Here is a 26,038-nt window from a genome sequence, read left to right as displayed (position 1 = left end):
CGCCCCGATCGCCCCGCCCGCATGGGCTCGCTCTTGGCCCGGCCTCAGTCCAGCCGCAGGTCCGCGAGCTGCTGCTCGAAGGGGACGACCGCGTCCTCCCCGTCGTCCAGGCCCGGGGTCCGCGAGGCCCCGGAGACCGTACGGCCCAGGACCGCGGAGGCCAGCTCGCCGCCCGCACGCCGGATCCGGGACGGCAGGCCCTCGGTGTACTCGTCGCCCGAGGAACCCCAGTCCTCCGAGGCCGCGTAGACGGAGGTGGGCACGGTGACGGCCCGCAGATAGGCGAAGAGCGGGCGCAGGGCGTGCTCCAGGACCAGCGAGTGCCGGGCCGTGCCGCCCGTCGCGGCGATCACGACGGGCTTGCCGGTCAGCGCGGTGTGGTCGATCAGGTCGAAGAACGACTTGAACAGACCGCTGTACGAGGCGGTGAACACGGGCGTCACGGCGATCAGCCCGTCGGCCTCCGTCACCGCGTCGATCGCCTCCCGCAGCCCGGCCGACGGGAACCCGCTGACCAGGTGGTTCGCGATGTCCACGGCGAGGTCGCGCAGCTCGATGACGCGGACCTCGACATCCCTGCCGGCCCTGTCCTGCTCGGCCGTGAGGCGCTCACGGGTGGCGGCGGCCAGCCGGTCGGCCAGCAGCCGGGTGGAGGACGGCTGGCTGAGCCCGGCCGATACGGCGACGACGCGCAGCGGTGTGGTGGCGAACATCGGGGTCAGCTCTCCTTTCCGGAGGCTCGGGCGGCGGCGACCGCCGGGTGGACGGGCGCGGACTCCGGCACACCGGCCGGCCGCAGGTTGGCGAACTCCTTGCGCAGTACGGGCACGACCTCCTCGCCGAGGATGTCGAGCTGTTCCAGGACCGTTTTCAGCGGGAGCCCCGCGTGGTCCATCAGGAACAGCTGGCGCTGGTAGTCGCCGACCGCGTCCCGGAACGTCAGTGTCCGCTCGATGACCTCCTGCGGGGAGCCCACGGTCAGCGGAGTCTCGCGGGTGAAGTCCTCCAGGGACGGGCCGTGGCCGTAGACCGGCGCGTTGTCGAAGTACGGGCGGAACTCCCGTACCGCGTCCTGCGAGTTCTTGCGCATGAACACCTGGCCGCCGAGTCCGACGATGGCCTGTTCGGCGGTGCCGTGGCCGTAGTGGGCGTACCGCCGCCGGTAGAGGTCGACCATCTTCTCCGTGTGCTCCATGGGCCAGAAGATGTTGTTGTGGAAGAAGCCGTCTCCGTAGTACGCGGCCTGCTCGGCGATCTCCGGCGAGCGGATGGAGCCGTGCCAGACGAACGGCGGGACACCGTCCAGCGGGCGCGGGGTGGCGGTGAAGGACTGGAGCGGCGTACGGAACTTGCCCTCCCAGTCCACGACGTCCTCGCGCCACAGCTTGTGCAGCAGGGCGTAGTTCTCGATCGCCATCGGGATGCCCTGGCGGATGTCCTTGCCGAACCAGGGGTAGACAGGACCGGTGTTGCCCCGGCCCATCATCAGGTCGACGCGGCCGTCCGCGAGGTGCTGGAGGGTGGCGTAGTCCTCGGCGATCTTCACCGGGTCGTTGGTGGTGATCAGCGTCGTGGACGTGGACAGGATCAGGTTCTCGGTGCGGGCGGCGATGTAGCCGAGCGTCGTCGTCGGGGAGGACGGGACGAACGGCGGGTTGTGGTGCTCGCCGGTCGCGAAGACGTCCAGACCGACTTCCTCGGCCTTCTGCGCGATGGCCAGGGTCGCCTTGATCCGCTCGTTCTCGGTGGGGGTCCGGCCGGTGGTCGGGTCGGTCGTGACGTCCCCGACGGTGAAGATCCCGAACTGCATGGCGTCCGCCTTCCTGAGCCCTGGCCGGGGTCCGGGGATGCGGAGATCCGGAGGCCCTGACCGATTTGGTTGAACATTGAACTACACCCTACAACGGGACCCCCCTCCGACCTATTCCACGTCCGCCTCCGGGTACCTGACCTCCAGCCCCATGCCCGCCGGGCACGGGGCCGCCGGGCACGGGGCCGCCGGGCACGGGACCGCTACACTCGGCCCATGACCTCCGTCCCGTGCCGAAACTGGTGGCGCTCCTCATAGGAGCGGCCACAGCATCTGCACGGAACCAGGGCCGTTCGACACGGACGGCCCTTTTCGCTGCCCTCGTACGGCGCGGACACGGAAGACGGAGCGCAGCGGCGCTCACCGGCGGGGCCGTCCCTCACGTATCACTCACGCGAGGAGAGGCACCCACCATGACCACGACCACTGCCCGGCCCCGATCCACCGAGTCCCAGGGCGCCGAGAACCGCGCCGCCGACAGCCGTACCGCCGAGAACCGCACCGCCGACCTGGAGCGCCGCATCGCCCAGGACCCCGGCGGCTTCCGGGTCCTCACCGGGGACCGCCCCACCGGCGCCCTCCACCTCGGCCACTACTTCGGCTCCCTGCGCAACCGGGTCCGCCTCCAGGATCTCGGCGTGGACGTCATCGTCCTCATCCCCGACTACCAGGTCATCACCGACCGGGACACCGCGGAGCGGCTGGGGGAGTACACCGACGGGCTGCTCCTGGACTACCTGGCCCTCGGTATCGACCCCGCCCGGTCCACCGTCTTCTGCCACAGCGCCGTCCCCGCGCTCAACCAGCTCATGCTGCCCTTCCTGAGCCTGGTCTCGGTCGCGGAACTGAACCGGAACCCCACGGTCAAGGACGAGATCGCGCACTCCCGGCAGTCCACGGTGAGCGGGCTGATGCTCACCTATCCGGTCCACCAGGCCGCCGACATCCTGTCCTGCAAGGGCAACCTGGTCCCGGTCGGCCGGGACCAGGCGCCCCACCTGGAAGTCACCCGGACGATCGCCCGCCGCTTCAACGAGCGGTACGGCCAGGTCTTCCCGGAACCGGACATCCTGCTCTCCGCCGCACCCCTGCTGCTCGGCACGGACGGGACGAAGATGAGCAAGAGCCGGGCCAATTCCGTCCCGCTCTCCGCCACCGCCGACGAGACCGCCCGGCTCCTCAAGGGCGCGACCACGGACGCCGACCGGCACATCACCTACGACCCCGACACCCGCCCCAACGTCTCCTCCCTGGTGCTGCTGGCGGCCCTCTGCCTCGACCGCGACCCGCACGAGGTCGCGGCGGAGATCGGCGACGGCGGGGCGGCGGCTCTGAAGCGGACGGTGACCGACGCGGTCAATAGCCACCTGGCCCCCTTCCGGGCCCGGCGGGCGGAGTACGAGAAGGACCTGACGTACGTACGGTCGGTGCTCCGGGCAGGCAACGAGCGGGCGAACGCGCTGGCGGAGGCCACGCTGGACGAGGTACGGGAGGCGATGGGCGCGTTCCGGTAGCCGGCCGGGCGAACCACCCGCCCACGAACCGGCCCGCCGCCCGCCCGCGAACCGCCCCCCCGGATAGCCGGACCGCCCCCTACCGCCTCGGCACCGCCGACCGCTGCCGGCGCAGCAGCTCCGCGAGGCCCCGGCGGGTGGCGGCGATCACCACCCGGTCCTGGGCGCGCAGCACGTAACCGGGGTGCAGGCCCCAGACCAGGCCGGAGGGCGGCGGGGTCGCGTCGCCCTCCGGATCGAACGGGGGCAGGGCGGCGAGGTCCGGGTTGCGGTCGGCGGGCGGGGTGGCGTCGATGGCCAGGACCCGCCAGGCGCCCGCCCGGAACGCCTGCTCGACCGTGTGACCCTCCAACTGCGGGTGCCCCGCGACCTCCAGGGCGGCGAACAGCATCACCTTGCGCTCGACCGGGACGGCACCGAGGATCTGGCGGCCCATCATGGCGACCGCGAAGGAGGGCGCGGCCAGGTGCGAGACCGAGCGGGAGCGGGTCAACGCCCCGGGGTGCGCGGTGCGCAGGGTGCGGTAGACGGCGGTGGCGAACTCGTCGTCGTACAGCCGCAGCGCGACCCTCAGGTCCGGCTTCACCGAGCGGGCGTACAGCGCCGCTTCGAGGTTCGTCGTGTCGATGCTGGTGAGCGCGAGGAGGGCGCGGGCGCGGTAGATCTTGGCCGCTTCGAGGACGCCTTCCTGGGTGACGTCGCCGATGACGGTCGGCACATGCAGGGAGCGGGCGAGCGGGATGCCGCGCGCCTCGGGGTCCTCCTCGACGACGACCACGGGGATGTCGAGTTCCCGCAGGCGTACGAGGACGCGCGTACCGATCTTGCCGAGCCCCAGCAGCACCACGTGCCCCCCGAGGCCGCGGGGCGGGCGGCGCAGTGAGGAGGCGGTGCGCAGGGTGCCGAACGCCTCCAGGACGGCGGCGATCAGCAGCGGCAGCAGGAGCAGACCGGCGATGCCGGAGAGGATCTGGATGATCTGCCGGGCCGCCGACGCGCCCTCGGCCGGGTCGTTCATGCCCAGCAGGTCGAGGACGGTCAGGTAGGCGGAGTGGAGCGCGGTGTCCTTGGTGGTCAGCAGCGAGGCGATCACCAGCGCGACCGCGGCGAGGGCGAAGCCGAGGGCCGACCAGCGCAGCCGGCGCGAGAAGATCTGGGCGAGCGGTGCGCCCCTGCCGCCCATCCGGGTCGCGGGCCGGGCCGGGTCGGCGCGGCTGATCGCTTCGAGGACCACCGTGCCCCGGCCGGTCGCGTCGGCGACGGCGCGTTCGTCGGGCAGGAGCTGCGGGGCCTCGTCGCCGCTGCTGTCCGAACCCTCCGCGCCCGCCGGGTCGTTGGCGGTGGAGGAGAGGAGGGCGAGGGTGCACAGGCCGGGGTCGGCGTGCTCGCCGGGGCGCGGCGGCGGGCGCTCGGCGGCGCGCAGGAGCAGCCCCTCCGCCTGGATGATCTTGCTGCTGCCGGTCAGCGCGGTGGCGGCGAGGGCCGGGGCCGCCGTATCGGCGTCGGACAGGACGGTGGTGGAGGCGTCCAGTAACGCCGGGTCGATGCCGGGCATGGCGACGGCCGCCGCCTGGTCGAGCAGCTCCTCCAGATGCTGGCCGAGCTTGCGGTTGTAGAGCCGGATCACCAGCCGCAGACGGGGGTTGAGGCGGCGGGCGGTCAGGGCGGCGCGGATGTTGCGCTCGTCGTCGTCGTAGACGAGGGCGAGGGCGGCGGCCCGGTCGATGCCCGCCTCCTCCAGGACGTCGTCGGAGGGCTCGGGGGCCTCCATGATGCGGACGGCCTCGACCCCGGCGTTGGTGTCGCCGCTGCCGCCGGTGGTCCCGCTGCCGTTGCCCGCGCGGTTCATCGCCGCCGACATCCGGCCGAACAGGGCTGCCGCCCGCCCCCGTTGGGTCAGCGGGGTCTCGGGGTTGTTCGCGTCCCGGCCCGGCGGGAGGAGCAGCGTGACCCGCTCCCCGTAGATGAAGCGCAGCTCCACCGCGAGCCGCCGCGCCAGGGCGTCGTCACCGCAGACGATCATGTGGCCGGAGGACGGCGGCCGTCCCGGCTGCTGAGGAAGTGGGGGCACGAAACCCAGCATGCCGTGATCCTTCCGGCTCGGTCTTCCCGATCAGGCCCGATCAGTGTGGAACGTTGGTGATCTTCGCATGACGGCCGGGGGCGGGCCGGTCGTTGACCGTTCCGCCGTTGGCGCCCTCCTTGGTGCCCGCGAGCGGATGCCGAGGATCCGCCGCCCGCTGGATCGCCGTCTCGACCGCCGCGATCCGGTCCGCGAGCAGTCCGAGCGCGGCCACGGCACGGCTCATCGGGTCGCCGTCCGGCCCGCCGAGCGCCTGCGTACGGACGTAGGAACCGCTGATCGCCGCCCACCGCTCGGCCTGTTCGGCGGTGAGCGTGCCCCGCAGGGCGGCCAGCTTCAGCAGATTCGCCTCGGCCCCGGTGGTGAGCGTCTGGGCCTCGCCCGCGTAGTGGTCGTCTATCACAGCGGACAGTTCCTCGTCGTTCATGACGGGCACGATCCGCTCCGCGATCTTGTTCATGTTGCGGTACGAGCCCTGGAGCCGGAACGGCGGTTCGGTGCGGGTGGCGTCCGTCTGCGCGGCCGATGCGATGTACGCGGCGTTGACCGCGAGCACGGTGTCCCGGGCCGTCAGGAGATGGCGCAGCACCGCCAGGATGCGGTCCAACTCTGCTGCCGAGTAGGGGTGTTTCAGGTGCTCGGCGCGCGCCGAAGGCTCACTTCCACCCGCCAGCCGCACCAGCAGCGCCAGATCGTCCCGGGAGCGCCCGGCCAGCGGGGCGAGGACCGGGTTGGCGGTCAGCGCGTTCTCCACGAAGCTCAGCGCGAAGACGTCCTCACGGCCGCTGAGCACCTCGCCCAGGTTCCACACGTCGGCCCGGTTGGCGAGCATGTCGGGGATCCGGAACTGCTCGCCGGACTCGGTGTACGGGTTGCCCGCCATGCACACCGCGAACCGCTTGCCCCGCAGGTCGTAGCTGCGCGGCTCACCGTCCCGCACCCCCTCGATGCGGCGCGTGGCGTCGCACAACGGGATGAACTTCTGCAGCAGTTCCGGCGAGGTGTGCTGGATGTCGTCGAGGTAGAGGAGCGTGTTGTTGCCCGCCTCCAGCGCGAAGTTGATCTTCTCGATCTCCTGCCGGGCGGTGGCGCTCGGAGCCCGGTCCGGGTCGAGGGAGGTCACGTCGTGGCCCAGGTTCGGCCCGCTGATCTTGACGAGGACCATGCCGAGCCGGTCGGCGACGTACTCCATCAGCGTCGTCTTGCCGTAGCCGGGTGGCGAGACGAGCAGGAGCAGGCCCTGCGAGTCGGTGCGCCGGTCGGCGTCGGCGGTGCCGAGCTGCTTGGCCAGGCTGTCGCCGATCAGCGGCAGGTACACCTCGTCGAGCAGCCGGTTGCGGACGAACGCCGACATCACCCGCGGCCGGTGGTCCTCCAGCCGCAGCCGGCCGCGCTCGGCGGTCACCAGGGAGGTGCGCAGCCGCTGGTAGGCGCGGAACCCGGGCACGGTGTCGGTACGGAACTCGGCCGTACGGGCCAGGAGTTCGTCGATCCGTACGGTGAGGGCCCCGCCGCCCGCGATGCGCGGGTGGTCGCCGAGGAGGCCCTCAAGACGCTCGGTGAGCGGCGCGTCGCACGCGTACCGCTCCAGCTCCGGGCAGAGTTCCGCCGCGACCGCCTCCGCCAGGTCGCCGCCGCCGAGGTCCGCCCCCGTGGACTCGGCGTACGGCACGAGCCAGCCTTCCACGAGCTGCTTGCGGGCGGCCAGGTCGTCGCCGAGTGCCGCGAGGTCGTCCCCGTACGCGTCGGGGCCCGCCGCTCGGTGGAACGCTTCCAGGAAGTCCCGGATCGAGGAGCCCACGACGAACCCGGCGGGTTCGGTGGTCAGCTCCTCGAAGAGGTACGCGGCGACGGCGGGGGCCGGTGCGGCCGGGGACGGGGAGCCGATGGCCGCCGCCCACTCCTCCTGGAGCACCGCGATGGCGGGGGCGAGCCCGAAGGTGTCGCGGGCCCGGGCCAGGGAGACCGCGCGCCTGGTCCAGGAGATGCGCTGCGCTTCCTCGGTGCCGTACGCCCAGAAGAGCTGGGCCGCCGCGCGGACGGCCGGCTCGTGGCGCAGCAGGCCGGCGTCCGCGTGCAGGCGCAGCAGGGCGGCCAGGATCGCCGTGGCGTCCTCGTCGTGGACGCCCCGTGTGTACCCCTCGTCGTACGCCTCGGCGGCTGACTCCCCTACCAGCTTCGCCAGTTCGGCATCGGGCAGCGCGGCCAGACGGCTCGCCCCGTGCTCGTCGAGGAGACGGGCGGCGAGGTGCTCGGCGCGGTAGACGGCGGCGTTCTCCGAGGGGAGCAGCTGCTCCCAGTACGGCCGGGCCGCCGTGAACGCCGGGTCGATGACGGGGGCCCGGTAGTCCGTTCCGGTCAGCGCGAAGACGAGGCTCTCCCCGGAGGGCACGAGCGTCAGGTCGAACGGCTGGGTGTTCACCGCGAACCGGTGGCGGCCCAGCTTGATCACGGACCCGCCGTCCGCGTACAGCTCGGTGCGGTCGCGCAGGGCCCGGCCCGCCTCCTGCCGGGCCGCCTTCAGCCGCCCGTCCAGCTCCTCCGCCCGTACCGGGTCGCCGAGTTCGCGCAGCTCGTCGGCGGTCCGCCGGATCTTGGCGACCATCGGGTCGGAGGCGAAGTAGGTGTGGACGGCGTCGAGATCGTCCAGCGCGGCCACCCGCCGGATGATGGTCTCCAGCACCCGGTCCGCCGACCCGGCCAGCCGCTCCGCTCGCCGCGCCCGCTCGTCCTGGAGGGTCTGCTTGCGCGCCGAGAACGCCTCGTACACCTCGGTGCGGCGCTCGGCCAGCTCGGCGAGGAAGTCGTCGAACTCCGCGAACCGCGACTCCAGGTTCTCCAACTGGAGCAACAGCCGTGCCAGTTGGTCGTCGCACGCCTCGGGCGAATCGGCGGCGGCCAGCGCTCCCGTCACCGCCTGCCCGAGCAGCGCGAACTCGGCGGCGAACTCGGCCCGCCCCTCCTTCGACAGCAGCTCCCGGCGGCGCGCGTCCAGCGTGGCGCGGGCCCGGTTCGCCCCGCCCAGCACCTCCGCGATCCGCTCCAGGATCGAGGTGCGCACGGTGGCGTCGCCGATGTCGAGACCGGCGACGACGTCCGTGACGGTGGCGAGCCCCTCCGTCATGGCCGCCAGCCGGTCCGTCACGGCGGAGGCGTCCCGTACGGTCTCCAGCGCCCCCGCGTCGGCCACGAGCCCCGCGATGTCCGCGTGATACCCGTCGAACGCGTCCTCACGGGCGAGGAACGACACGGCCCGCTGAGCGGCGGAGTCGATGTCGTCCTCGGTCCGGGCCGACAGCTCCGCGATCCGCTCGACATCGGCGTAGCGCATCTCGCCGACTGTCGCCAAGTGCCCGTGCGCCTGCCGCAGTTCGGTCAGCCGCTCGACCCACGCGGACGCCGACCCGGGCACCTCGCCGCGCACCCGCCGCACCAGCGCGGTGATGCGCCCGGCGGTCTCCTCCAGTGCGTCGGCGGCCCGCCGGGTCAGATCCTGTACGGCGGTGAACTCGGCCAGCACCTGCTGCGCGGTGGCCCGCAGTTCACCCAACGGCTCGCCGAGCGCGCCCAGTTCGGGGTCGGACAGCCAGTGGTAGCGGTCCTGCGCGCGGGCGCAGTCGGCGGCGAGCTGCCCGTACACCGCCGTCGTCGGCGTCATGTCCCGCACCCCGTGCGCGAGGGCGAGGCAGTCCGAGATCCCGCGTACGAGATCGGCGTTGCCGGTCCGGGAGAGCGGCCCGGCCCCGGCGGGCCGGGCGGCGGCGTAGGTGTCGGAGACGTACGGGGTCTGCCAGCGCTGCAACGGGTGCACGCGGGCCGGCCCGTCCGGGTTGTCCCGGAGCAGGACCAGCGTCCCGTCGTCCAGCAGCGCGTGGCCGCGCCCGGTGAGCGGGGTGGCGACCTCCTGGCGGATCAGGTTGTAGGGGAGGAGCAGGCTGCGTAGGCCGTCGCGCGAGCGGAAGACGTAGAGCACGTCCTCCCCGTTGGGCGAGCGGACGGCGCCCTCGAAGACCGGCTCGGTCAGCTCCTCGGCGGTGTCGAAGGTCTTCGCGGTGCCGGTGGTGAGGTAGTAGCCGCCGGGGAAGATGATCCCCTGGTCCTCGGGGAGGCGGTGGCAGGCGGGCCCGATGGAGTCGAGCCGCCGGACGCTGGAGAGCAGCGAGTTGAAGACGAGATACCGCCAGTCCGTCTCCTTGTACGGCCGCACGCGCAGCAGCGTCAGCGGCCCGACCTCGGCGTACTCGACGTCGGCGTCGGCCAGCGACTGCAGCGGCTCGTCGACGGGCTCCTCGTAGATCCCGTCCGGCGACTCGGTGTCGTCGGTGACCTTGACGGTGAGGGTGCCGCCGAGCGTGTCGACGAAGAGGCCGCCGCCCTTGCCGATGGCGATGTGCGGGTGGCGGCCGGGACGGTGGGCCTCGCGCCCGGCGACGATCCAGTCGAAGTCGTGGGATGCGGGGAACACATGGTCACGCTCGCCCCGCGCGTCCAGGAACGCCCCGGGCGCCCCGTCCGGACCGAGCGCCCACCGCAGGACGCGGATGTCCTCGGCGTTCTCGCCCGTACGGAAGACGGCGAGGAGCTTGCCGCCGGCCCGGCGCAGGCGCAGGAGGCGGGCGTCGCGGAAGTAGCGGTGGAGGGAGGAGAACTCGCGGCGGAACCCGTCGTCGTCGAGGAGGGTGGGCTGCTCTGCCTGGGCGTCGTCTTCGGGCCCGGCGTCGCGTACAAGGAGTAGGTCCTCGACGCCGGCTTCACCGCGTGCGCCCGGCCCCCGCTCGAACCCGAAGAGGAGCTTCCCGCCGACGGCGACGAGGTCACGGGGCACGGAGGCGTGCTCGGTACGCACCTGCTCGGTGGCCAGGAGCCGCAGCCCGGTCGAACCGAACTCCTCGGTCCGGCGGGCGTTGAGGACCTCGGCCCGCCGTACGAGCTCCCCGGCCTGCGCGGAGAGCCGCCGCCGCAGCACCTCGTAGGCGCCGGCGTCCACATCGCCCTGGCCGCCCTGGCCGCCCTGGGGCGCGGTGGCGGTGTCGGTGATGTCGCTGTCCATGGGTACGGCTCCCTACGTGTCTTCGTCTCTTCCGGCCGGGGCGCCCACCCCCGTGGGGCGCCCCGGCCGGCGGCACCACCCAGCCCGTCCGGCGTTTGAGGACGGAACCGTCGGGCTGTCGGGCCCGCTCCCGGCGTGTGGCACGGGCCCGGACTTCCCGCCTTTCCGGCGTTTGAGGACGGAACCCCTGACCCGGAGGGCCCGCCCGGGCGGGCGGACCAGGCCCTGGTGCGCCCACCCCCGTGGGACGCACACCCAGACCTTCCGGCCCTCCCGGGCCAAGGTTCCGTCCTCAAACGCCGGACGGGCTTGAAACGGCGGCCCGCCCCGCGCCCCCGGCCGATGGGCCGTCCTCAAACGCCGGACGGGCTGTGGTGGTGCGGGCGGACGGCAACGGCGGACCGCCAAGCTGCCTGCGGCTAGCCCTTGGCCCCGTTCAGCGACACCGCCGCAGGGGCCACCTTCGTACCGTCCACCACCGAACCCACCGGCAGATCCGCCAGCCCCAACTCCTTCGCCGCCGCCAGCAACTGCTCCACCTGGCCCGACGCCGCCCCCGACGACCCCATCAGCCGCATCAGCAGCGCCGACACCGTCAGGTTCTGCACATCACCCGTGGAGACCGACCCCAGCACCCGGCTCAGGTCGTCCGTGAAGGACGACGAGCCGTCCAGCCACGGCCCCGCCAACGCCTGCGCGGTCTGGGAGTTGTCCACGAACCCGTCCACCGCCTTGCCGAGCGAGACCGACGAGACCAGTCGGTCGAAGAAGACCGAGTCGCCCCCGACGATGTCGATGTCGGCGTTCTCCAGCCCCGTCGCCAGGACCGAAGCCTGCGCCTCGGCGACCTGCCGCTGCACGTCCAGGCCGGCCAGCCGGATCTCCTTCTCCGCGTCGAGCCGCAGGCGGTACTCCTCGTGCCCGCGCGACGCCTCGTCCAGCGCCGCCATCGCGGCAGCCTTCTCCGTGAGCCCCGCGGCCTCCGCCTTCAGCTTCTCGCCGATGACCGCCGCGTCCGCCGTGGCGCGGGCCTGCGTACCCTCGGCCTCCGCGAGCGCCTTGAGCCGCGCGCCCTCCGCCTCGGCCTTGAGCCGGGCCGCCGTCGCCTCGGCCTCCGCGAGACCGGCCTTCTCGGTGACGTCCGCCTCCGCGTCCCGCACCTGCACCGCCGCGAGCCCGGGCGCGGCCGTCTCGGCCTGGACGCCCTCCGCCAGCCGCAGCTTGGCCTGCGCGTCCAGGTCGGCCGTCTTGAGCCGCGCCTCGGCGAGCGTGAGCTGCTCGGCCGCCAGGTGCGCGGACGCCGCCTCCGCCGCCTCGGCCGCCTTGATGTCCTTGACCAGCTTCTCCTGGGCCTCCGCCTCGGCCGCGATGATGACCGACCTACGGGCCCGCTCGGCGTCCTCGACGGCGCGCAGGGTGAGGATCGACTCCTCCTGCTCGGCGACCGTGCGGTCCACCGCGATCCGCTCCCGGATGACGTCGGCGACCTCGCGGCGCTCGGCCTCGACCTCCTTCGTGGCGGCGATCCGGTTCAGCTCGGTCTCGCGCTCGCGCCCGATGACCTCCAGCATCCGGTCCTTCTCGATGCGCTCGCTCTCGACGGCGATGACCCGCTCGCGGTTCTTCTGCGCGACGGCGATCTCCCGCGCCTGGTTCTCGCGCTGGATGCCGAGCTGCTCCTCCGTCCTGATGAACGCGGTCTGCGCGCCCAGCCGCTCCTCCTCCTGCACCCGGGCGGTGGCCGCCTCCTCGCGGGCCCGCAGGCTCTCGACCTCGCGGCGCTGCTTGATCTCCGCCTCGGCCTGCCGGCGCTCCAGCTCCAGGATCGTCTCGCGGGCGTCGACGTCCTGCCGGGTGATCTCCTTCTGCTCGGTGCGCTGGAACTCGTTGGTGCGCACGTGCTCGATCGCGGTCAGCTCCGTGATCTTCCGGATGCCCTGCGCGTCGAGGATGTTGGAGCCGTCTAGCTGCGCCATCGGGGTCTGCTCAAGGAAGTCGATGGCGGCGTCGTCGAGGTGGTAGCCGTTCAGGTCGGTGCCGATGACCTGGATGATCCGGTCCCGGAACTCCTCGCGCTTGGTGTACAGGTCGACGAAGTCGAGCTGCTTGCCGACCGTCTTGAGGGCCTCGGAGAACTTCGCCGCGAAGAACTCCTGGATGGCGGCCTTGTCGCTCGCCCGCTGCGTACCGATGGACTGCGCGACCTTGATGACGTCCTCGACGGTCTTGTTGACCCGGACGAAGAAGGTGATCTGGATGTCGGCGCGGATGTTGTCCTGGCAGATCAGTCCCTCGCGCCCGGCGCGGTGGATCTCGATCTTCTTCACCGAGATGTCCATCGTCTCGGCCTTGTGGAGCACGGGCAGGACGACGGCACCGGTGAAGGTCACGTCGACCTTCTTGGTCTTGGAGATGATCAGCGCCTTGCCCTGCTCGACCTTGCGGAACAGCCGGGTGATGACGAAGGCGATGGCGATGACGACGAGCAGGACAACGGCGACGAGCACGCCGATGCCCAGGGAGATGGCATCCATAGAAGAGTCCTTGGCGGCTGGTTGGTACGCGGAAGTGGCACAGCGGAGCGGCGAGGCCGCCTGCGGTCACGGGGACGGGCCGGACGTCAGGCGTTCGGACCCGGATCGAGCGCGGCGTCGTAGGACGCGACCCAGAAGAACTCGCCGTCCTCGTCGTACGCGTAGAGGAGCCCGGTGCCGCCCATGACGAGCGGCGCGTCCTCGGCGCCCGGCCCCGAGGGCCGGGAGGGGGACGGGAGGGACTCGGCCCGGCGGACCTGCACGATGGCCGTCGACCCGTCGCGCGAGACGACCTCGGCCTGGCCGAACGTCGCGGTGACGGTACCGGTGCGGATCGTGCAGACGCTCCCGACGAAGTGCAGCCGGGATGGCGGAGGTTCCGCCGGGAAGAACCGGCGGAAGCGGTGTACGAGGAGGCGAACGGCCGCCCAGGCGAGCAGGAGCGACCCGGCGAGCACGGCGACCGCGAGCACGGCGCGGGTGGCGCTGCCGGTGCCGCTCTGGCGGAGCAGGACCGTACCGGTCAGGCTCCCGAACCAGGCGAAGACGATCAGCAGGGAGACGGAGACGGCGACCGGGACACCGCCGAGGCCGACCGGACCGGTGTCGAGGTCGGCGTCGAAGGAGTCGTGGCCGGCGGCCCCGACGAGCACGAGCAGCCAGAAGCAGACGATGACCACCAGAGCGGCGCCGAAGATGACGGCGGGGAATCCGATCGCCGCGCTCAGGAACTCGTCCATCGATCCCACCCCCTGCGGTTCGGCGCACGGGCCCTGAGGCGTGCGCTGCCGTGATCCGGTACGGGGAAGGCGAGCGGCCGACCGATGAGTGCCCGGTCCGCAGGCGGTCGGCAGGACTGCGGGCGAGGGGCCCGGCAACCGCGGTGTGGTCGTAACCTGCCGCAGCGGCCGGGTCGTTCCCCCTGCTTCCCCCGTGATCCCCCGTGCTCCCGGGTACTTCCCCCGGGTATCTCCCCCGTGTTCTTGCTGACCTGATCCTGTCATCCGGGAGGGCCCCACGCATTGCCGGATTCCGGCAATCTTTACGCTTTGCTGATGCCGGGCACCGGCACCGCCCCGTATGCGTTGGGGAAATGACAGGACTGTTGCAAGGCTGAAGGGGAGCGTGTGGCCGAGCCGAGGATTCCCGAGGAAATGCTGGGCGATTATGCCCGCATTCTGGGCGAAGTCGCCCTCACCGGCCGACGTCTGACCCGTGACGAACTGGAGGAGCGCCGCGCCTTGGGCCGTGCTGCGGCGGACGCGGGCCATCAGCTGCGTGCGCTGGTGACGATGCATCTGGCGCAGACCCGTGAAGCCTGGCCCCGGGCCGCTGCCGGAAACTCCCCCGCCGTCACGGATGCCGTCCTGGCCGCGGTGGAGCAGGCGGTCGACGCGTTCGCCGAGGGCTTCGAGCGGGCCCAGCGCCTCACCGTACGGCGGGAGGAGGCGGCGCGCCGGGAGTTCATCGACGACCTGCTCTACGGGCGCAGCGACCTGGTCCGGCTCGCGGAGCGGGCGACCCGCTTCGGCCTGCGGCTATCCCGGGCGCACGCGGTCGCGGTGGCCTCGGGCCCGGAGGCGTACACGGAGACGGACGCGGTGCCGCGCAGTGTGGAGGCCGCGCTGCTCACGCGGTTCAGCGGGCGCAAGATCCTGCTGACGACGAAGGACGGCCGGATCGTCTGCATCGCGCCGGGCAGCCAGCCCGACGTCCTGCGGTACTTCGCCAAGCAGGCGCACGCGGCGACGGACGGCGGGCAGGTGGCGGTCGGCCGCCCGCACAAGGGCCCCGGCGGGGTGGTCCACAGTTACGACGAGGCGCTCGAAGCCCTCGATCTGGCGGACCGGATGGGGATGGACGACCCGGTGCTGTACGCCTCGGACCTCATGGTCTACCCGGTGCTGACCCGGGACCGGCAGGCGATGGCCGATCTGGTGCGCAGCGAGCTGGGTCCGCTCCAGAAGGCGAGGGGCGGCGCGGAACCGCTGCTGAACACGCTGGCGGTCTACTTCGACGCGGGCTGCGTCGCCGCCGAGACCGCCCGCAGGCTGGCGCTGAGCGTACGGGCGCTGACGTACCGCCTGGAGCGCATCCACCAGTTGACCGGGTCGGACCCCTCGGACCCGGTGCACCGCTACAGCCTGCAGACGGCGGTCATCGGCGCCCGGCTGCTGGACTGGCCGGCCAAGGAGCTGTGAACCTCGACCGGCCGCCGACGCACGTACGGATCGAATGATCCCTACAGGTCGAAATCCTTAGAGGTCGAACTCGTGCGGCGGCAGGTCGAGCGCGAAGCACGCCTCCCGCACCACGGCCTGCTCGGTCGCGTCGAAGTCACCGTCGGCGCCGCCGATGACGATGCCGATCTGGATCACGGCACGGGCCTCGGCCGGCTTCTTCTTCGCCTTGGCGATCTCCTGGACCACGCCGACCTTGCCGAGGGCGAAGTCGGCGGTGAGCTGGTCGACGTACGCGTTGAAGCGCCGCTGCAGGTCGTCGGCGGGGAAGTTCCGCAGGACATCGTTGGACGCGATGAGCGCCGCGACGCGCTGGCGCTCGGACGGGTCGACGGAACCGTCGGCGGCGGCGACCAGGGCGCACATGGCCATGCTCGCGTCCCGGAACGACCCCGACTTCAGCTCGTTCTTCTTCGCCTCCAACTGCGCCTGCATCGACGACGCGGATTCCTTGATGCGATCCCACAGAGCCATGACATCTCCCTACGTTGCGCTACGAAGCCGGGACTGAGGCAACAACTCTACAGACGTGTAGAGAATACTGGCGAACGCCGGCCCGAGGTGCTCTCGCACGCCTGACTTATACTCAACACCCTGTACGGAAACGGTAGATGGCGGCCAAGTCGGGTCGGTGGAACCGTCGTCCGCCCCTTATCGTGGGCGCCATGCCCGCCGCTCTGATCCGCATCGTGTCCCGTGACTCCCCGATGGCGCTCGCTCAAGTGGAGCGCGTGAGAGCGGAGTTGACGGCCGCCCGCCCCGGCATCCGCACCGAGGTCGTCCCGGTCCGGACGACCGGCGACAAGTGGATGGGCGATCTCAGCGCGGTCGAGGGCAAGGGCGCCTTCACCAAGGAGGTCGACCAGGCGCTCCTCGCCGGGGACGCGGACCTGGCGGTGCACTGCGTCAAGGACATCCCGGCCGACCGGCCCCTGCCCGCGGGCACGGTCTTCGCCGCCTTCCTCCGGCGTGACGACATCCGCGACGCCCTGATCCACCCCGGTGGCCTGACCCTCGACGAACTCCCCGCCGGAACCCGGATCGGGACCTCGTCCGTACGCCGCTCCGCGCAGCTCGCCGCGTCGCACCCGCACCTCGACTGCGTACCGATGCGCGGCAACGCCAACCGCCGGCTGGAGAAGCTGGCGGGCGGCGACGCCGACGCGTTGCTCCTGGCGGTGTCCGGTCTGGAACGCATCGACCGTACGGACGTGATCAGCGAGGTCCTGTCGCCCGAGGTGATGTGCCCGCCGATCGGGGCGGGGGTCCTCGCCCTCCAGTGCCGCGAGGGCGACGACGCGGTCATCGACATCGTGAGCGGACTCGGCGACCCGGCGGCGTACCGCGAGACGACCGCCGAGCGGATGTTCCTGCATGTGCTGCAGGGCCACTGCAACAGCCCGATCGCCGGGTACGCGCAGGTCGAACGGAACGGCGACCTCTCGCTGCGGGCGAAGGTGTTCACGCCCGACGGCAAGACCGTGCTGAACGCGCACGAATGGGCGGGCCCGCTGGACCCGGCGACCCTGGGCACGTCCGTGGCGGTGGCGCTGCTGCGGCAGGGAGCACGGGACCTGATCGACGGCATCGCCCACTGAGAGGCACGCACGCCTGATCAGCTGACCCCCCGTACGACGACGAAGCCCCCGGACACGAGGTACGTGTCCGGGGGCTCGGCGTGGTCCGCGGGTATGGGCGCCAAGGCGGCGCCTACTCGTGCTTCTCGCCCGCCGGTTCCGGGGTGAGGTCGTCGTGCGAGCCCAGCCGGCGCTCGGGGGCGGACTTCGCGACGGGCTCGGCCTCCGCACCGATCACGCCCACGGCCTTGTCGCCGCCACCGCCGCGACGGGCCTCGATCTTCGCCGCGATGGGCTGCGTCCACCGGGCGGTGAGCGGGCCGACGATGACGAGGATCAGGACGTAGGCGGTGGCGATGGGGCCGATGCGCGGCTCGGTGGCCACGGCCAGACCGGCGATGACGATGGAGAACTCACCGCGCGCCACGAGGGTGCCGCCCGCACGCCAGCGACCGCGCGAGCCGACTCCGGCGCGGCGGGCCGCGTAGTAGCCGGTGCCGATCTTGGTGAAGGTGGTGATGATGGCCAGCAGCGCCGCAGGCAGCAGCACCGGCGGGATGTCGGCCGGGTTCGTGGAGAGCCCGAAGAAGACGAAGAACACGGCGGCGAACAGGTCCCGCAGCGGGGTGAGCAGCTTGCGGGCGCCCTCGGCGACCTCACCGGAGAGCGCGATGCCGACGAGGAACGCGCCGACGGCGGCGGACACCTGGAGCTGCTGGGCGACACCGGCGACCAGGACGGTGAGGCCGAGGACGACCAGGAGCAGCATCTCCGGGTTGTCCGAGGAGACCGCGCGGCTGATCAGGCGGCCGTGGCGGAGCGCCAGGTAGAGGACGAGCCCGACGGCCCCGAGCGCGATGACCAGCGCCAGGCTGCCGCCGGCCAGGCTGACCCCGGCGAGCATGGCGGTGAGCAGCGGCAGGTAGATCGCCATCGCCAGGTCCTCCATGACGAGGACGCCGAGGATGACGGGGGTCTCACGGTTACCGAGCCGGCCGAGGTCGGTCATGACCTTGGCGATCACGCCGGACGAGGAGATCCAGGTGACTCCGGCGAGTGCGACGGCGCCCACGGGTCCCCAGCCGAGGATCAGGGCGGCGACGGCGCCGGGTGTCGCGTTGAGGACGAAGTCCACGGCGCCGGAGGGGTATTGCGTCTTGAGGCTGGTGACCAGTTCGGACGCGCTGTATTCGAGGCCCAGCAGCAGAAGCAGCAGGATGACGCCGATCTCGGCGCCCACCATGGTGAATTCCTCGCTGGCGTCGAGCGGGATGAGCCCGCCGTGTCCGAAGGCGAGCCCCGCGAGCAGATACAGCGGGATCGGCGACAGCCCTATCCGCCCGGCGAGCCGTCCCACGAGGCCGAGCCCCAGGATGACGGCCCCCAGCTCCACCAGCAACGCAGTCGTGTCATGCACGGTCAGCCCTCCGCAATGATCTCGGAGAGCGCGTCGACGCCCTCACGCGTACCGACGGCGACGAGTGTGTCCCCGATGGCCAGTCGAAAATCCGGTTCCGGCGACGGGTGCGCGCTGTGGGTGCGCAGCACCGCCACGATGGACGCCCCGGTCCGGGTCCGTGCCCGTGTCTCCCCCAGCAGCCGCCCGCCGTACGGGGAGCGGGACCCGAGCGGGATGTGCTCGGTGACGAGGTCGATGCCCTCGGTCCGTACGGCGTCGATGGGCGCCGGATCGATGAGGTGCGCGAGGGCGGTGGCCTCGGTCGTCGTCAGGGGGACGGAGAGTTGGCACGCATCAGGATCGTCCTGTTCGTAGAACCCGATGAACCGGCGTCCGTCGTGGTGGACGACGACCGAGATGTGCTGACCCGTCTCGGTCGTGAAGTCGTACTGGGCACCCACTCCGGGCAGCGAGGTACGGCGGGTTCCCATGGCTTCCTCCCGAGACGTGCGGCAGCGGGCGCGCACTTGGTGATCTCTTTATCCGGCCATTACCTTATCGGGCGGCCGCATCCGGTCCCTGGGCGAGCAGCTCCAGGGCCTCTTCCCAGGGGAAGTCGGCGGTCTCACCGGACTTGGGGGTGTGCGGCGCGCGGGAACTGACCCGGACCCCCATGCTCCGCAGCCTGGCCAGGCTCTCGACGTACGCGGGGTGCTGGGCGAGGAGGGAGTTCACGGCCGGGAGTACGGCGGTGGGCACGCCGAGCCCGTACGCCTCGCAGAGGATGCCGAGGGCCAGGGTGTCCGAGATCCCGGCGGCCCACTTGTTGATGGTGTTGAACGTGGCGGGCGCGACGGCGATGGCGTCCGGGTCCGGGAACGGGCGGGGGTCGCCCGGGGCGCGCCAGCCGGAGCGGATCGGATACCCGGTCCGCGCCTCGACGGCCGCCGCGTCGAGGAAGCCGAGCCCCTGCGGGGTGGCGACGACGCCGACGTCCCAGCCGGCGTCCTGCGCCGCGACGAAGAGCCGGTCGACGTCACGGGCGACGCCGGCCGCGCAGACGACGACGTACAGGAACGGCTTGCGGCCGGGCTGGTCCGGCTGGTCCGACTGCTGGCTCATGGGCTCCCCTGGTGATCGCTGAGGCGGTGCGGCTCAGCAGCGTACGGGGGACGGGCGGCGATAGTAGGGGAGGGAGAGAGGCCTACGGACGCAACCGACCGATGAGTTGAGGCGGCGCCCCCGGTCCACCCACGGTGAACGTCAGGACCGGACCACAAAAGGACGGACGGCATGGCTCAACTGCTGCGAGTGCAGAACTTCACGGTGTCGAGTGACGGCATCGCCGCCGGCGAGGACCAGACGCTGGAGCGGCCGTTCGGCCACGTCGACCCGGGCCGGCTCTTCTCCTGGGCGGGTGCCACGGCGAGCTGGCCGAACCGCACGGACCCCGGTGGGAGCCGCGGCCTGGACGACTACTTCACCCGGGACTTCTCCCACAACATCGGTGCGGAGATCATGGGCCGCAACAAGTTCGGCCCGCAGCGCGGCCCGTGGGAGAACCACGAGTGGCAGGGCTGGTGGGGCGACGAACCCCCGTTCCACACCCCGGTGTTCGTGATGACCCACCACACACGCCCTTCGTTCACGCTCTCCGACACCACGTTCCACTTCGTCGACGCCGACCCGGCGACAGCGCTGGACCGGGCGCGGGAAGCGGCGGGCGGCAAGGACGTCCGGCTGGGCGGCGGCGTCACCACGATCCGTGCGTTCCTCGACGCCGACCTGATCGACACCCTCCACGTGGCGGTCGCCCCGGTGAAGCTGGGCACGGGCCTGAGCCTGTGGGACTCGCCGGACGACCTGCGCGACCGGTACCACCTGGATGTCGTGCCGAGCCCGAGCGGGATGACGCACCACCTGTTCTGGCGGAAGTGACGTAGGGGGTGGCCGGAGTGAGGGAGGCGAATCAGCCGCTGCTCCGGCCGCTCCGGCGGTCCTCCATGGAGTGCCCGCACCATGCGGTGGCCGCCCGGTCCGGGGTTGTGTACCTTGCCCGCGTGATTGGCAACCGAAAGGGCCATGCCGCGTAGGCGCCCGTCCGCCCTGCGGGGCGACCTCCCCATACGCCTTCCCCGGCGGCGGTATCCCTTGATCGATCGGCTCTCAGGGGCGTGCACCGCTGACCTGCGCCGCCTGGAGCGAACCCGCTTCTGGCCCGAAGCCGCGGAAGAGGCCTTCTGGCACTGGAACGCTCTTGCCCACGGTCCGCTCAGACACCTTGTGGACCCGATGTTCGGTCCTGATTGCGGCTTCCCTGAATGCGGATGCCACGGGGCCGGATTCCGCGAGCACCTCGAGACCGTGCGGCATCTCCTGCCCAGGAAGAGCGCGCGGGAATTGCGTGCCCTGGTCCGGGACCTCGACGAGAGGATTCTGGTGAGGGCCAAGGCCATCCCTGCTGACAGCCCGGATGCGCACTGGTGGCGGGGCCGGTTCCAGGCCCGGGACCGGCGGTTCGAGGCGCCGCAGGGCACCGTCGGGCGGGCCGCCGGTCATCTGCTCGGCCATCTGGAGCGGCGGGCCCTGCACGATTGCGGCTGGGGCTCGCCCCTCAGCGGTGGTCGAGGGGGCCGTCGCCTCACCCGGCGCGGAACACCACCGCCGCGCCCAGCGCCGCCTCCGCCGGTACGAAGAGGTCTCCGGTCGGTGTCTCCCGTACCGGGACGTCGTTCCGGTGGAGCAGGTCCCTGGCCAGGGGCAGGTCGCGCACCGTTACGGTGTACGCCACCAGAGCCGGGAGCGCGGGTGCCTCCTCGCCCGGCAGGGTTGTGGGCAGGGCCGACTGCGGGATGAGCCTGACTGGATGCCCGGGTCGAGGTCCGCGACGATGCCCACCCGGCCCTCCGGGACGGTGCCGGAGCCGGTGCCGGGGGCTGTGCCCGTGTGCGGCTCGTCGGCGTCGATCTCCAGGTAGCGGATCGTCTCGATCGCGGAGTCGGCTCCCGAAGGTGCCTCCCGTCGTACGGTGTTGACCCCGCCGCGCCGTACGCCCGCCGCCGTCCGACGTACGGCCGCCTCGTCGATGGCGGGCGACGAGAACATGAGGATGTGCAGGCCCTGGAAGCGGTCGAGGCAGGCCGCCAGGCTGGCGCTCGTTCCGCTGATCCGCTCCACCAGCAGCGGCAGCACCTCCGCCGGGGCCTCCAAGGGGACGAGGCGCGTGTCGGCGGGCAGGCGTCCGGCGTCGCCTTCCTTCACGCAGGTCGCGAGTTCGAGGAAGGAGTCCGGGAAGTCCGCGTGCGTAGTGGCCGCGCCGAAAGGCTCGGGCGCCGCGCCTTCGCTCCGGGGCATCGCCGGACAGCTCGGCGACGGCACGACGAACCCGAGCCGTTCGTAGAGAACGCTCACCTCTACCAAGTTCTCGACGATGTGGCCCACATGGTGGAGGCGTGTTGTGTCGTGTGGCATCGCGTTACCGTAACTGGCCTTCCCTCAAAGGGGTTTTGGGTTACCTCGCCACCTCGGCAGCGTCCTCACCGTTTCCTCCGTCAGGCCGCGCGCCGGGACCGTGGCCACCGACAGCGTTCGTGCCGTGCGGAATTCCGCCCACAGCCGGGCCGCCGCCCCACCGAAGCAGTAAGCCACGTGTCGAGGTGGGGCTTTCCGTGGGACTACCCCCGCCCCACCACCACCCCCGCCCGGTCGATGCACAGCACGTCCACCGCGACCGGCGCGCCCCGCAGCACACTCAGGGCTTCCTCGCGGGCGCGGGCCGCCACCAGGTCGCCCAGGGGGACGCCCGCCGCCTCGCACAGGCGCAGCGCCTCCAGGCCCGTGTTGGCGGTGGTGATCCGGGCGGCCAGGTCGTCGTCCGCGCCGCCCGTCCGGGCCAGGTAGGCCAGGAAGGCCTTGTCCACCTGGGAGCGGGCCGAGTGGAGGTCCAGGTGGCCCGCCGCGAGCTTGGAGAGCTTGGCGAAGCCGCCGCAGATCGTGAGGCGGTCGACCGGGTGCCGGCGTACGTACTTCAGCACCGCGCCCGCGAAGTCCCCCATGTCCAGCAGCGCGATGTCCGGCAGGTCGTACTCCGCGCGCACCGTCCGTTCCGACGTCGAACCCGTGCAGCCCGCCACATGCGTCAGGCCCGCCGCCCGCGCCACGTCGACGCCCCGGCGGATCGAGTCGATCCAGGCCGAACAGGAGTAGGGGACGACCACCCCCGTCGTGCCGAGGATCGACAGGCCGCCCAGGATGCCCAGACGGCCGTTCCACGTCGAGCGGGCGATCTCCTCGCCGTGGTCGACCGACACCGTGATCTCCACGTCGCCCGCCGCACCGTGCTCCGCCGCCACCCGCTCCACATGCTCCCGCATCAGCCGGCGCGGCACCGGGTTCACCGCGGGCTCCCCGACCTCCAGCGGCAGGCCGGGGAGCGTCACCGTCCCCACGCCCGGGCCGGCCCGGAACACCACACCGGAGCCGGGCGGCAGCTTCCGTACGGTCGACCGCACCAGCGCCCCGTGCGTCACGTCCGGGTCGTCGCCCGCGTCCTTCACCACTCCGGCGCTCGCGCCTTCCGTCGTCAGCTCCTCCACCGCCAGCGCGAACGCCGGGGTCTGGCCCTTCGGCAGCGTGATGCTCACCGGGTCCGGGAAGTCGCCGGTCAGCAGTGCCGTGTACGCGGCCGTCGTCGCCGCCGTCGCACAGGCACCGGTCGTCCAGCCGGGGCGCAGACCGGTGTGCTTGAGTTGGGCACTGCGACCGCCCTGCGCCTCAGCGTTCATGAGAGAGTCCGTTCCGATGCCTGTGCCTGCTGCCGTGCATGTTCTCGTTCTGGGGGGTACGACCGAGGCGCGCCGGCTCGCCGAGAGCCTGGCCGGTGACCGGAGCGTCCGGGTCACCACCTCGCTCGCCGGCCGTGTCACCTCCCCCCGGCTGCCACCGGGTGAGGTGCGTATCGGCGGGTTCGGAGGACCCGAAGGGCTCGCCGCCTGGATGCGTGAGCACCGCGTCGACGCCCTCATCGACGCCACCCACCCCTTCGCCGCCGCCATGAGCCGGAACGCCGCCGAGGCCGCCGCCCTGGCCCATGTTCCCCTCCTCGCCCTCCGTCGGCCCGGCTGGGTCGCCCAGGACGGTGACCGCTGGCACTCCACCGGATCGCTGGCCGAGGCCGCCGGGCTGCTGCCCGCACTCGGCGAGCGGGTCTTCCTCACCACCGGGCGGATGGGGCTCGCCGCCTTCGCGGGGGCGGGCCTCGACGCGCTGTGGTTCCTCGTGCGGTCCGTCGACGCGCCGGAGCCGCCCTGCCCGGCCCGGATGGAGGTGCTGCTGGACCGGGGGCCGTTCGACCTCGACGGCGAGCGGGAACTCCTCCGGCGTCACCGCATCGACGTCCTCGTCACCAAGGACAGCGGCGGGGACGCCACCGCCCCCAAGCTCACCGCCGCCCGCGAGGCCGGGATTCCCGTCGTGGTCGTCCGGCGGCCACCGGTACCGGAAGGGGTGCCGGTGGCCCGCACGCCCGACGAGGCCACCCGCTGGGTGGCGCGGCTCCACGCCTCCGGGTAGCAGGCCTGAGGAATCCACGCCTCCGGGTAGCGGGCCCGCTCCCACGATCCTCAGCGCTACGCCACCGGGTAGCGGGCCCGCGTCTCCCGGAAGCGGCCCGCCGGGCATCGGCTCTACGCCTCCGGGTAGCGGCGCGGCGTCCAGACGATGCCCCGGCCGTCGTCCTCGCCCCGCCGCACCCACCGCGTCTGCGACGAGCCCACGATCAGGAGCGTGCGCATGTCCACCTCCGCCGGGTCGACGTCGGCCAGCCGTACCGTACGGACGGACTCCGTCGGGCCGCCCACGTCCCGTGCCAGCACCACCGGGGTGTCCGGCGAGCGGTGTTCCAGGAGCAGGTCGCGGGCCTTGCCGACCTGCCACGTACGGGACTTCGAACCCGGGTTGTACAGGGCCAGAACCAGGTCCGCCGAGGCCGCCGCGCGCAGCCGCTCCGCGATGACCTCCCACGGCTTGAGCCGGTCCGAGAGGGAGATCGTGGCGTAGTCGTGGCCGAGCGGCGCACCCGCGCGGGCGGCTGCGGCGTTCGCCGCGGTGACGCCGGGCAGCACCCGGACGGGGATGTTCGCGTAGTCGTCCTGCGAGGCCACCTCCAGGACCGCCGTCGCCATCGCGAAGACCCCGGGGTCGCCGCCCGAGACCACCGCGACCCGGTGGCCCCGCCGGGCCAGGTCCAGCGCGAACTCCGCCCGCTCCGACTCCACCTTGTTGTCCGAGCCGTGCCGCGCCTGGCCCGGGCGGACCGGCACCCGGTCCAGATAGGTGGTGTAGCCGACCACGTCGTCCGCCGCCGCCAGCGCGCCCCGCGTCTCCGGCGTCAGCCACAGCGGGCCCGCCGGTCCGGTGCCGACCACGACCACTTCGCCGGAAGCCGAAGGAGCAGGGCGCGGCGCGTCGACCCGGCTCGGCAGCACCGCGACCGAGAAGTACGGGACCGACTCCGGGTCGATGTCCGCCAGTTCGCCCGTACGCTCCCCGGCCATCGTGGCCCGCTCGACGTACCGCGCCTCCGGTAGCCGGCCCGACGCCTCGAACGCCCCGCGCACCGCCGGAAACGTCCGCCCCAGCTTCATCACGACCGCCGTGTCGGTCGCCGCGAGACGGGCCGTCAGCTCCTCCTCCGGCAGCGTGCCGGGCAGGATCGTCAGGATCTCCTCGCCCTCGACGAGGGGGGTGCCGAGCCGGGCGGCGGCGGCGCTGACGGACGTGACACCCGGGATGACCTCGGTGGTGTAGCGGTCCGCCAGGCGCTTGTGCATGTGCATGTACGAGCCGTAGAACATCGGGTCGCCCTCGGCGAGCACCGCGACCGTGCGGCCCGCGTCCAGATGCGCCGCGAGACGGGCCGCGGCCTTCTCGTAGAACTCCTCCAACGCGCCCCGGTAACCGCCCGGGTGGTCCGTGGTCTCCGTCGTGACGGGGTAGACCAGGGCCTCCTCGATGTGGTCCGGCCGCAGGTGCGCGGCGGCGATGGAGCGCGCGATCGAGCGGCCGTGCCGGGCGCTGTGGTACGCGACGACGTCCGCATCGCCGATGGCCTGGACGGCCCGCAGAGTCATCAGGTTCGGGTCGCCGGGGCCGAGCCCGACACCGTAGAGACGCCCCGTGCTGCCGCTGGACTCGCTCATCACTACTCTTCCTCGCTCGCGATGGCGTTCAGTGCCGCCGCCGCTATCGCGCTGCCGCCGCGCCGGCCCCGGACGATCAGGTGTTCCAGGCCCGACGGGTGCTCGGCCAGGGCCTCCTTGGACTCCATCGCGCCCACGAAGCCGACCGGGACGCCGATCACGGCGGCCGGACGCGGGGCGCCCTCCTCGATCATCTCCAGCAGCCGGAACAGGGCCGTCGGGGCGTTGCCGACCGCGACCACCGCCCCCTCCATCCGGTCCCGCCACAGCTCCAGGGCCGCCGCACTGCGCGTCGTCCCCATCTTCGCGGCCAGCTCCGGCACGGACGGGTCGGACAGCGTGCACACCACGTCGTTGTCCGCGGGCAGCCGCTTGCGGGTGACCCCGCTGGCCACCATCGCCACATCGCAGAGGATCGGTGCGCCCGAGCGCAGAGCGGCGCGGGCGTCGGCCACGGCGTTCGGCGAGAAGGCGAGGTCCGTCACGAGATCGACCATGCCGCAGGCGTGGATCATCCGGACGGCGACCTGGCTGACGTCGGCGGGCAGCCCGGCGAGATCCGCCTCCGCGCGGATGGTGGCGAAGGACTGGCGGTAGATCGCCGGTCCGTCCTTCTCGTACTGGTGCACAGT

20 protein-coding genes are annotated in these 26,038 nt (G+C 72.3%); 5 read left to right on the top strand and 15 right to left on the bottom strand.

Annotated elements, in window-relative coordinates; genetic code table 11:
- Window positions 1–44 precede the first annotated feature (44 nt).
- Both WQO_RS16705 and WQO_RS16700 read right to left on the bottom strand, forming a co-directional pair.
- Window positions 45–713 carry an FMN reductase gene (locus WQO_RS16705; RefSeq protein ID WP_010060262.1) on the bottom strand — a complete coding sequence of 223 codons (669 nt, stop codon included), beginning with the start codon at window positions 711–713 and terminating at the stop codon, window positions 45–47.
- Between the two features lie 5 nt (window positions 714–718).
- The gene (locus WQO_RS16700) at window positions 719–1,810 is read right to left on the bottom strand and encodes an LLM class flavin-dependent oxidoreductase (RefSeq protein ID WP_010060261.1); all 1,092 of its coding nucleotides are present in this window, start codon (window positions 1,808–1,810) and stop codon (window positions 719–721) included.
- Between the two features lie 413 nt (window positions 1,811–2,223).
- Here WQO_RS16700 and trpS point away from each other — a divergent pair, with 413 nt between their 5' ends.
- Complete coding sequence (gene trpS / locus WQO_RS16695; protein ID WP_010060260.1) at window positions 2,224–3,324, top strand: tryptophan--tRNA ligase; 1,101 nt, start codon at window positions 2,224–2,226, stop codon at window positions 3,322–3,324.
- Window positions 3,325–3,403: 79 nt separating this feature from the next.
- Here the strand turns inward: trpS and WQO_RS16690 are convergent, their stop codons facing one another.
- The 4 genes from WQO_RS16690 to WQO_RS16675 form a co-directional block, all read right to left on the bottom strand.
- A complete protein-coding gene (locus tag WQO_RS16690; RefSeq protein WP_050992300.1) occupies window positions 3,404–5,407 on the bottom strand; it encodes an NAD-binding protein in 2,004 nt (667 codons plus the stop codon).
- 40 nt (window positions 5,408–5,447) lie between these two features.
- A complete protein-coding gene (locus WQO_RS16685) occupies window positions 5,448–10,457 on the bottom strand; it encodes a DNA repair ATPase (RefSeq protein WP_010060258.1) in 5,010 nt (1,669 codons plus the stop codon).
- 419 nt (window positions 10,458–10,876) lie between these two features.
- Window positions 10,877–12,991 carry a flotillin family protein gene (locus WQO_RS16680; RefSeq protein ID WP_058954010.1) on the bottom strand — a complete coding sequence of 705 codons (2,115 nt, stop codon included), beginning with the start codon at window positions 12,989–12,991 and terminating at the stop codon, window positions 10,877–10,879.
- A gap of 86 nt (window positions 12,992–13,077) precedes the next feature.
- The gene (locus WQO_RS16675) at window positions 13,078–13,731 is read right to left on the bottom strand and encodes a hypothetical protein (RefSeq protein ID WP_010056585.1); all 654 of its coding nucleotides are present in this window, start codon (window positions 13,729–13,731) and stop codon (window positions 13,078–13,080) included.
- Between the two features lie 387 nt (window positions 13,732–14,118).
- Here WQO_RS16675 and WQO_RS16670 point away from each other — a divergent pair, with 387 nt between their 5' ends.
- Window positions 14,119–15,192, top strand: a complete 1,074-nt coding sequence (locus tag WQO_RS16670) for a PucR family transcriptional regulator (protein WP_029181917.1) — start codon at window positions 14,119–14,121, stop codon at window positions 15,190–15,192.
- A 57-nt stretch (window positions 15,193–15,249) separates the two neighbouring features.
- Here WQO_RS16670 and WQO_RS16665 read toward each other — a convergent pair whose 3' ends face one another.
- Window positions 15,250–15,705 (bottom strand): tellurite resistance TerB family protein, encoded by a 456-nt coding sequence (locus tag WQO_RS16665; protein ID WP_010056583.1) that lies wholly within the window; start codon window positions 15,703–15,705, stop codon window positions 15,250–15,252.
- A gap of 191 nt (window positions 15,706–15,896) precedes the next feature.
- Here WQO_RS16665 and hemC point away from each other — a divergent pair, with 191 nt between their 5' ends.
- Window positions 15,897–16,829: a hydroxymethylbilane synthase gene (hemC, locus tag WQO_RS16660; protein ID WP_029181916.1), complete on the top strand. Its 933-nt coding sequence runs from the start codon at window positions 15,897–15,899 to the stop codon at window positions 16,827–16,829.
- A 112-nt stretch (window positions 16,830–16,941) separates the two neighbouring features.
- Here the strand turns inward: hemC and WQO_RS16655 are convergent, their stop codons facing one another.
- The 3 genes from WQO_RS16655 to WQO_RS16645 all read right to left on the bottom strand — a co-directional run bounded on the left by WQO_RS16655 (window position 16,942) and on the right by WQO_RS16645 (window position 19,329).
- Window positions 16,942–18,225: a cation:proton antiporter gene (locus tag WQO_RS16655; protein ID WP_058954009.1), complete on the bottom strand. Its 1,284-nt coding sequence runs from the start codon at window positions 18,223–18,225 to the stop codon at window positions 16,942–16,944.
- Window positions 18,226–18,227: 2 nt separating this feature from the next.
- On the bottom strand, window positions 18,228–18,698 hold the full coding sequence (locus WQO_RS16650; RefSeq protein WP_010056578.1) for a cation:proton antiporter regulatory subunit: 471 nt from the start codon (window positions 18,696–18,698) through the stop codon (window positions 18,228–18,230).
- Between the two features lie 64 nt (window positions 18,699–18,762).
- Window positions 18,763–19,329 carry a flavoprotein gene (locus WQO_RS16645; protein ID WP_010056577.1) on the bottom strand — a complete coding sequence of 189 codons (567 nt, stop codon included), beginning with the start codon at window positions 19,327–19,329 and terminating at the stop codon, window positions 18,763–18,765.
- A 171-nt stretch (window positions 19,330–19,500) separates the two neighbouring features.
- Here WQO_RS16645 and WQO_RS16640 point away from each other — a divergent pair, with 171 nt between their 5' ends.
- Window positions 19,501–20,145: a dihydrofolate reductase family protein gene (locus WQO_RS16640; RefSeq protein WP_010056576.1), complete on the top strand. Its 645-nt coding sequence runs from the start codon at window positions 19,501–19,503 to the stop codon at window positions 20,143–20,145.
- A 703-nt stretch (window positions 20,146–20,848) separates the two neighbouring features.
- On the opposite strand, the gene WQO_RS37140 is transcribed toward WQO_RS16640, so the two are convergent.
- The 3 genes from WQO_RS37140 to WQO_RS16630 form a co-directional block, all read right to left on the bottom strand.
- Entirely contained in the window at window positions 20,849–20,980 is a 132-nt protein-coding gene (locus WQO_RS37140; protein WP_257721847.1) for a hypothetical protein, read from the bottom strand.
- A 2-nt stretch (window positions 20,981–20,982) separates the two neighbouring features.
- The gene (locus WQO_RS16635; RefSeq protein ID WP_202970403.1) at window positions 20,983–21,678 is read right to left on the bottom strand and encodes a VOC family protein; all 696 of its coding nucleotides are present in this window, start codon (window positions 21,676–21,678) and stop codon (window positions 20,983–20,985) included.
- A gap of 203 nt (window positions 21,679–21,881) precedes the next feature.
- The gene (locus tag WQO_RS16630; RefSeq protein WP_010056575.1) at window positions 21,882–22,991 is read right to left on the bottom strand and encodes a cobalt-precorrin-5B (C(1))-methyltransferase; all 1,110 of its coding nucleotides are present in this window, start codon (window positions 22,989–22,991) and stop codon (window positions 21,882–21,884) included.
- Window positions 22,992–23,007: 16 nt separating this feature from the next.
- Here WQO_RS16630 and WQO_RS16625 point away from each other — a divergent pair, with 16 nt between their 5' ends.
- A complete protein-coding gene (locus WQO_RS16625) occupies window positions 23,008–23,778 on the top strand; it encodes a cobalt-precorrin-6A reductase (protein ID WP_010056573.1) in 771 nt (256 codons plus the stop codon).
- 113 nt (window positions 23,779–23,891) lie between these two features.
- On the opposite strand, the gene WQO_RS16620 is transcribed toward WQO_RS16625, so the two are convergent.
- The gene (locus WQO_RS16620; RefSeq protein ID WP_010056571.1) at window positions 23,892–25,406 is read right to left on the bottom strand and encodes a precorrin-2 C(20)-methyltransferase; all 1,515 of its coding nucleotides are present in this window, start codon (window positions 25,404–25,406) and stop codon (window positions 23,892–23,894) included.
- Window positions 25,407–25,408: 2 nt separating this feature from the next.
- Complete coding sequence (locus WQO_RS16615) at window positions 25,409–26,035, bottom strand: precorrin-8X methylmutase (protein ID WP_010056569.1); 627 nt, start codon at window positions 26,033–26,035, stop codon at window positions 25,409–25,411.
- Window positions 26,036–26,038: the final 3 nt, after the last annotated feature.

The sequence above is a fragment of the Streptomyces globisporus C-1027 genome, from assembly GCF_000261345.2.
Classification (GTDB): Bacteria; Actinomycetota; Actinomycetes; order Streptomycetales; family Streptomycetaceae; genus Streptomyces; species Streptomyces pakalii.
The sequence above is the reverse complement of the archived record's forward strand: the minus strand, read 5'-3'. Positions and strand labels throughout refer to the sequence as shown.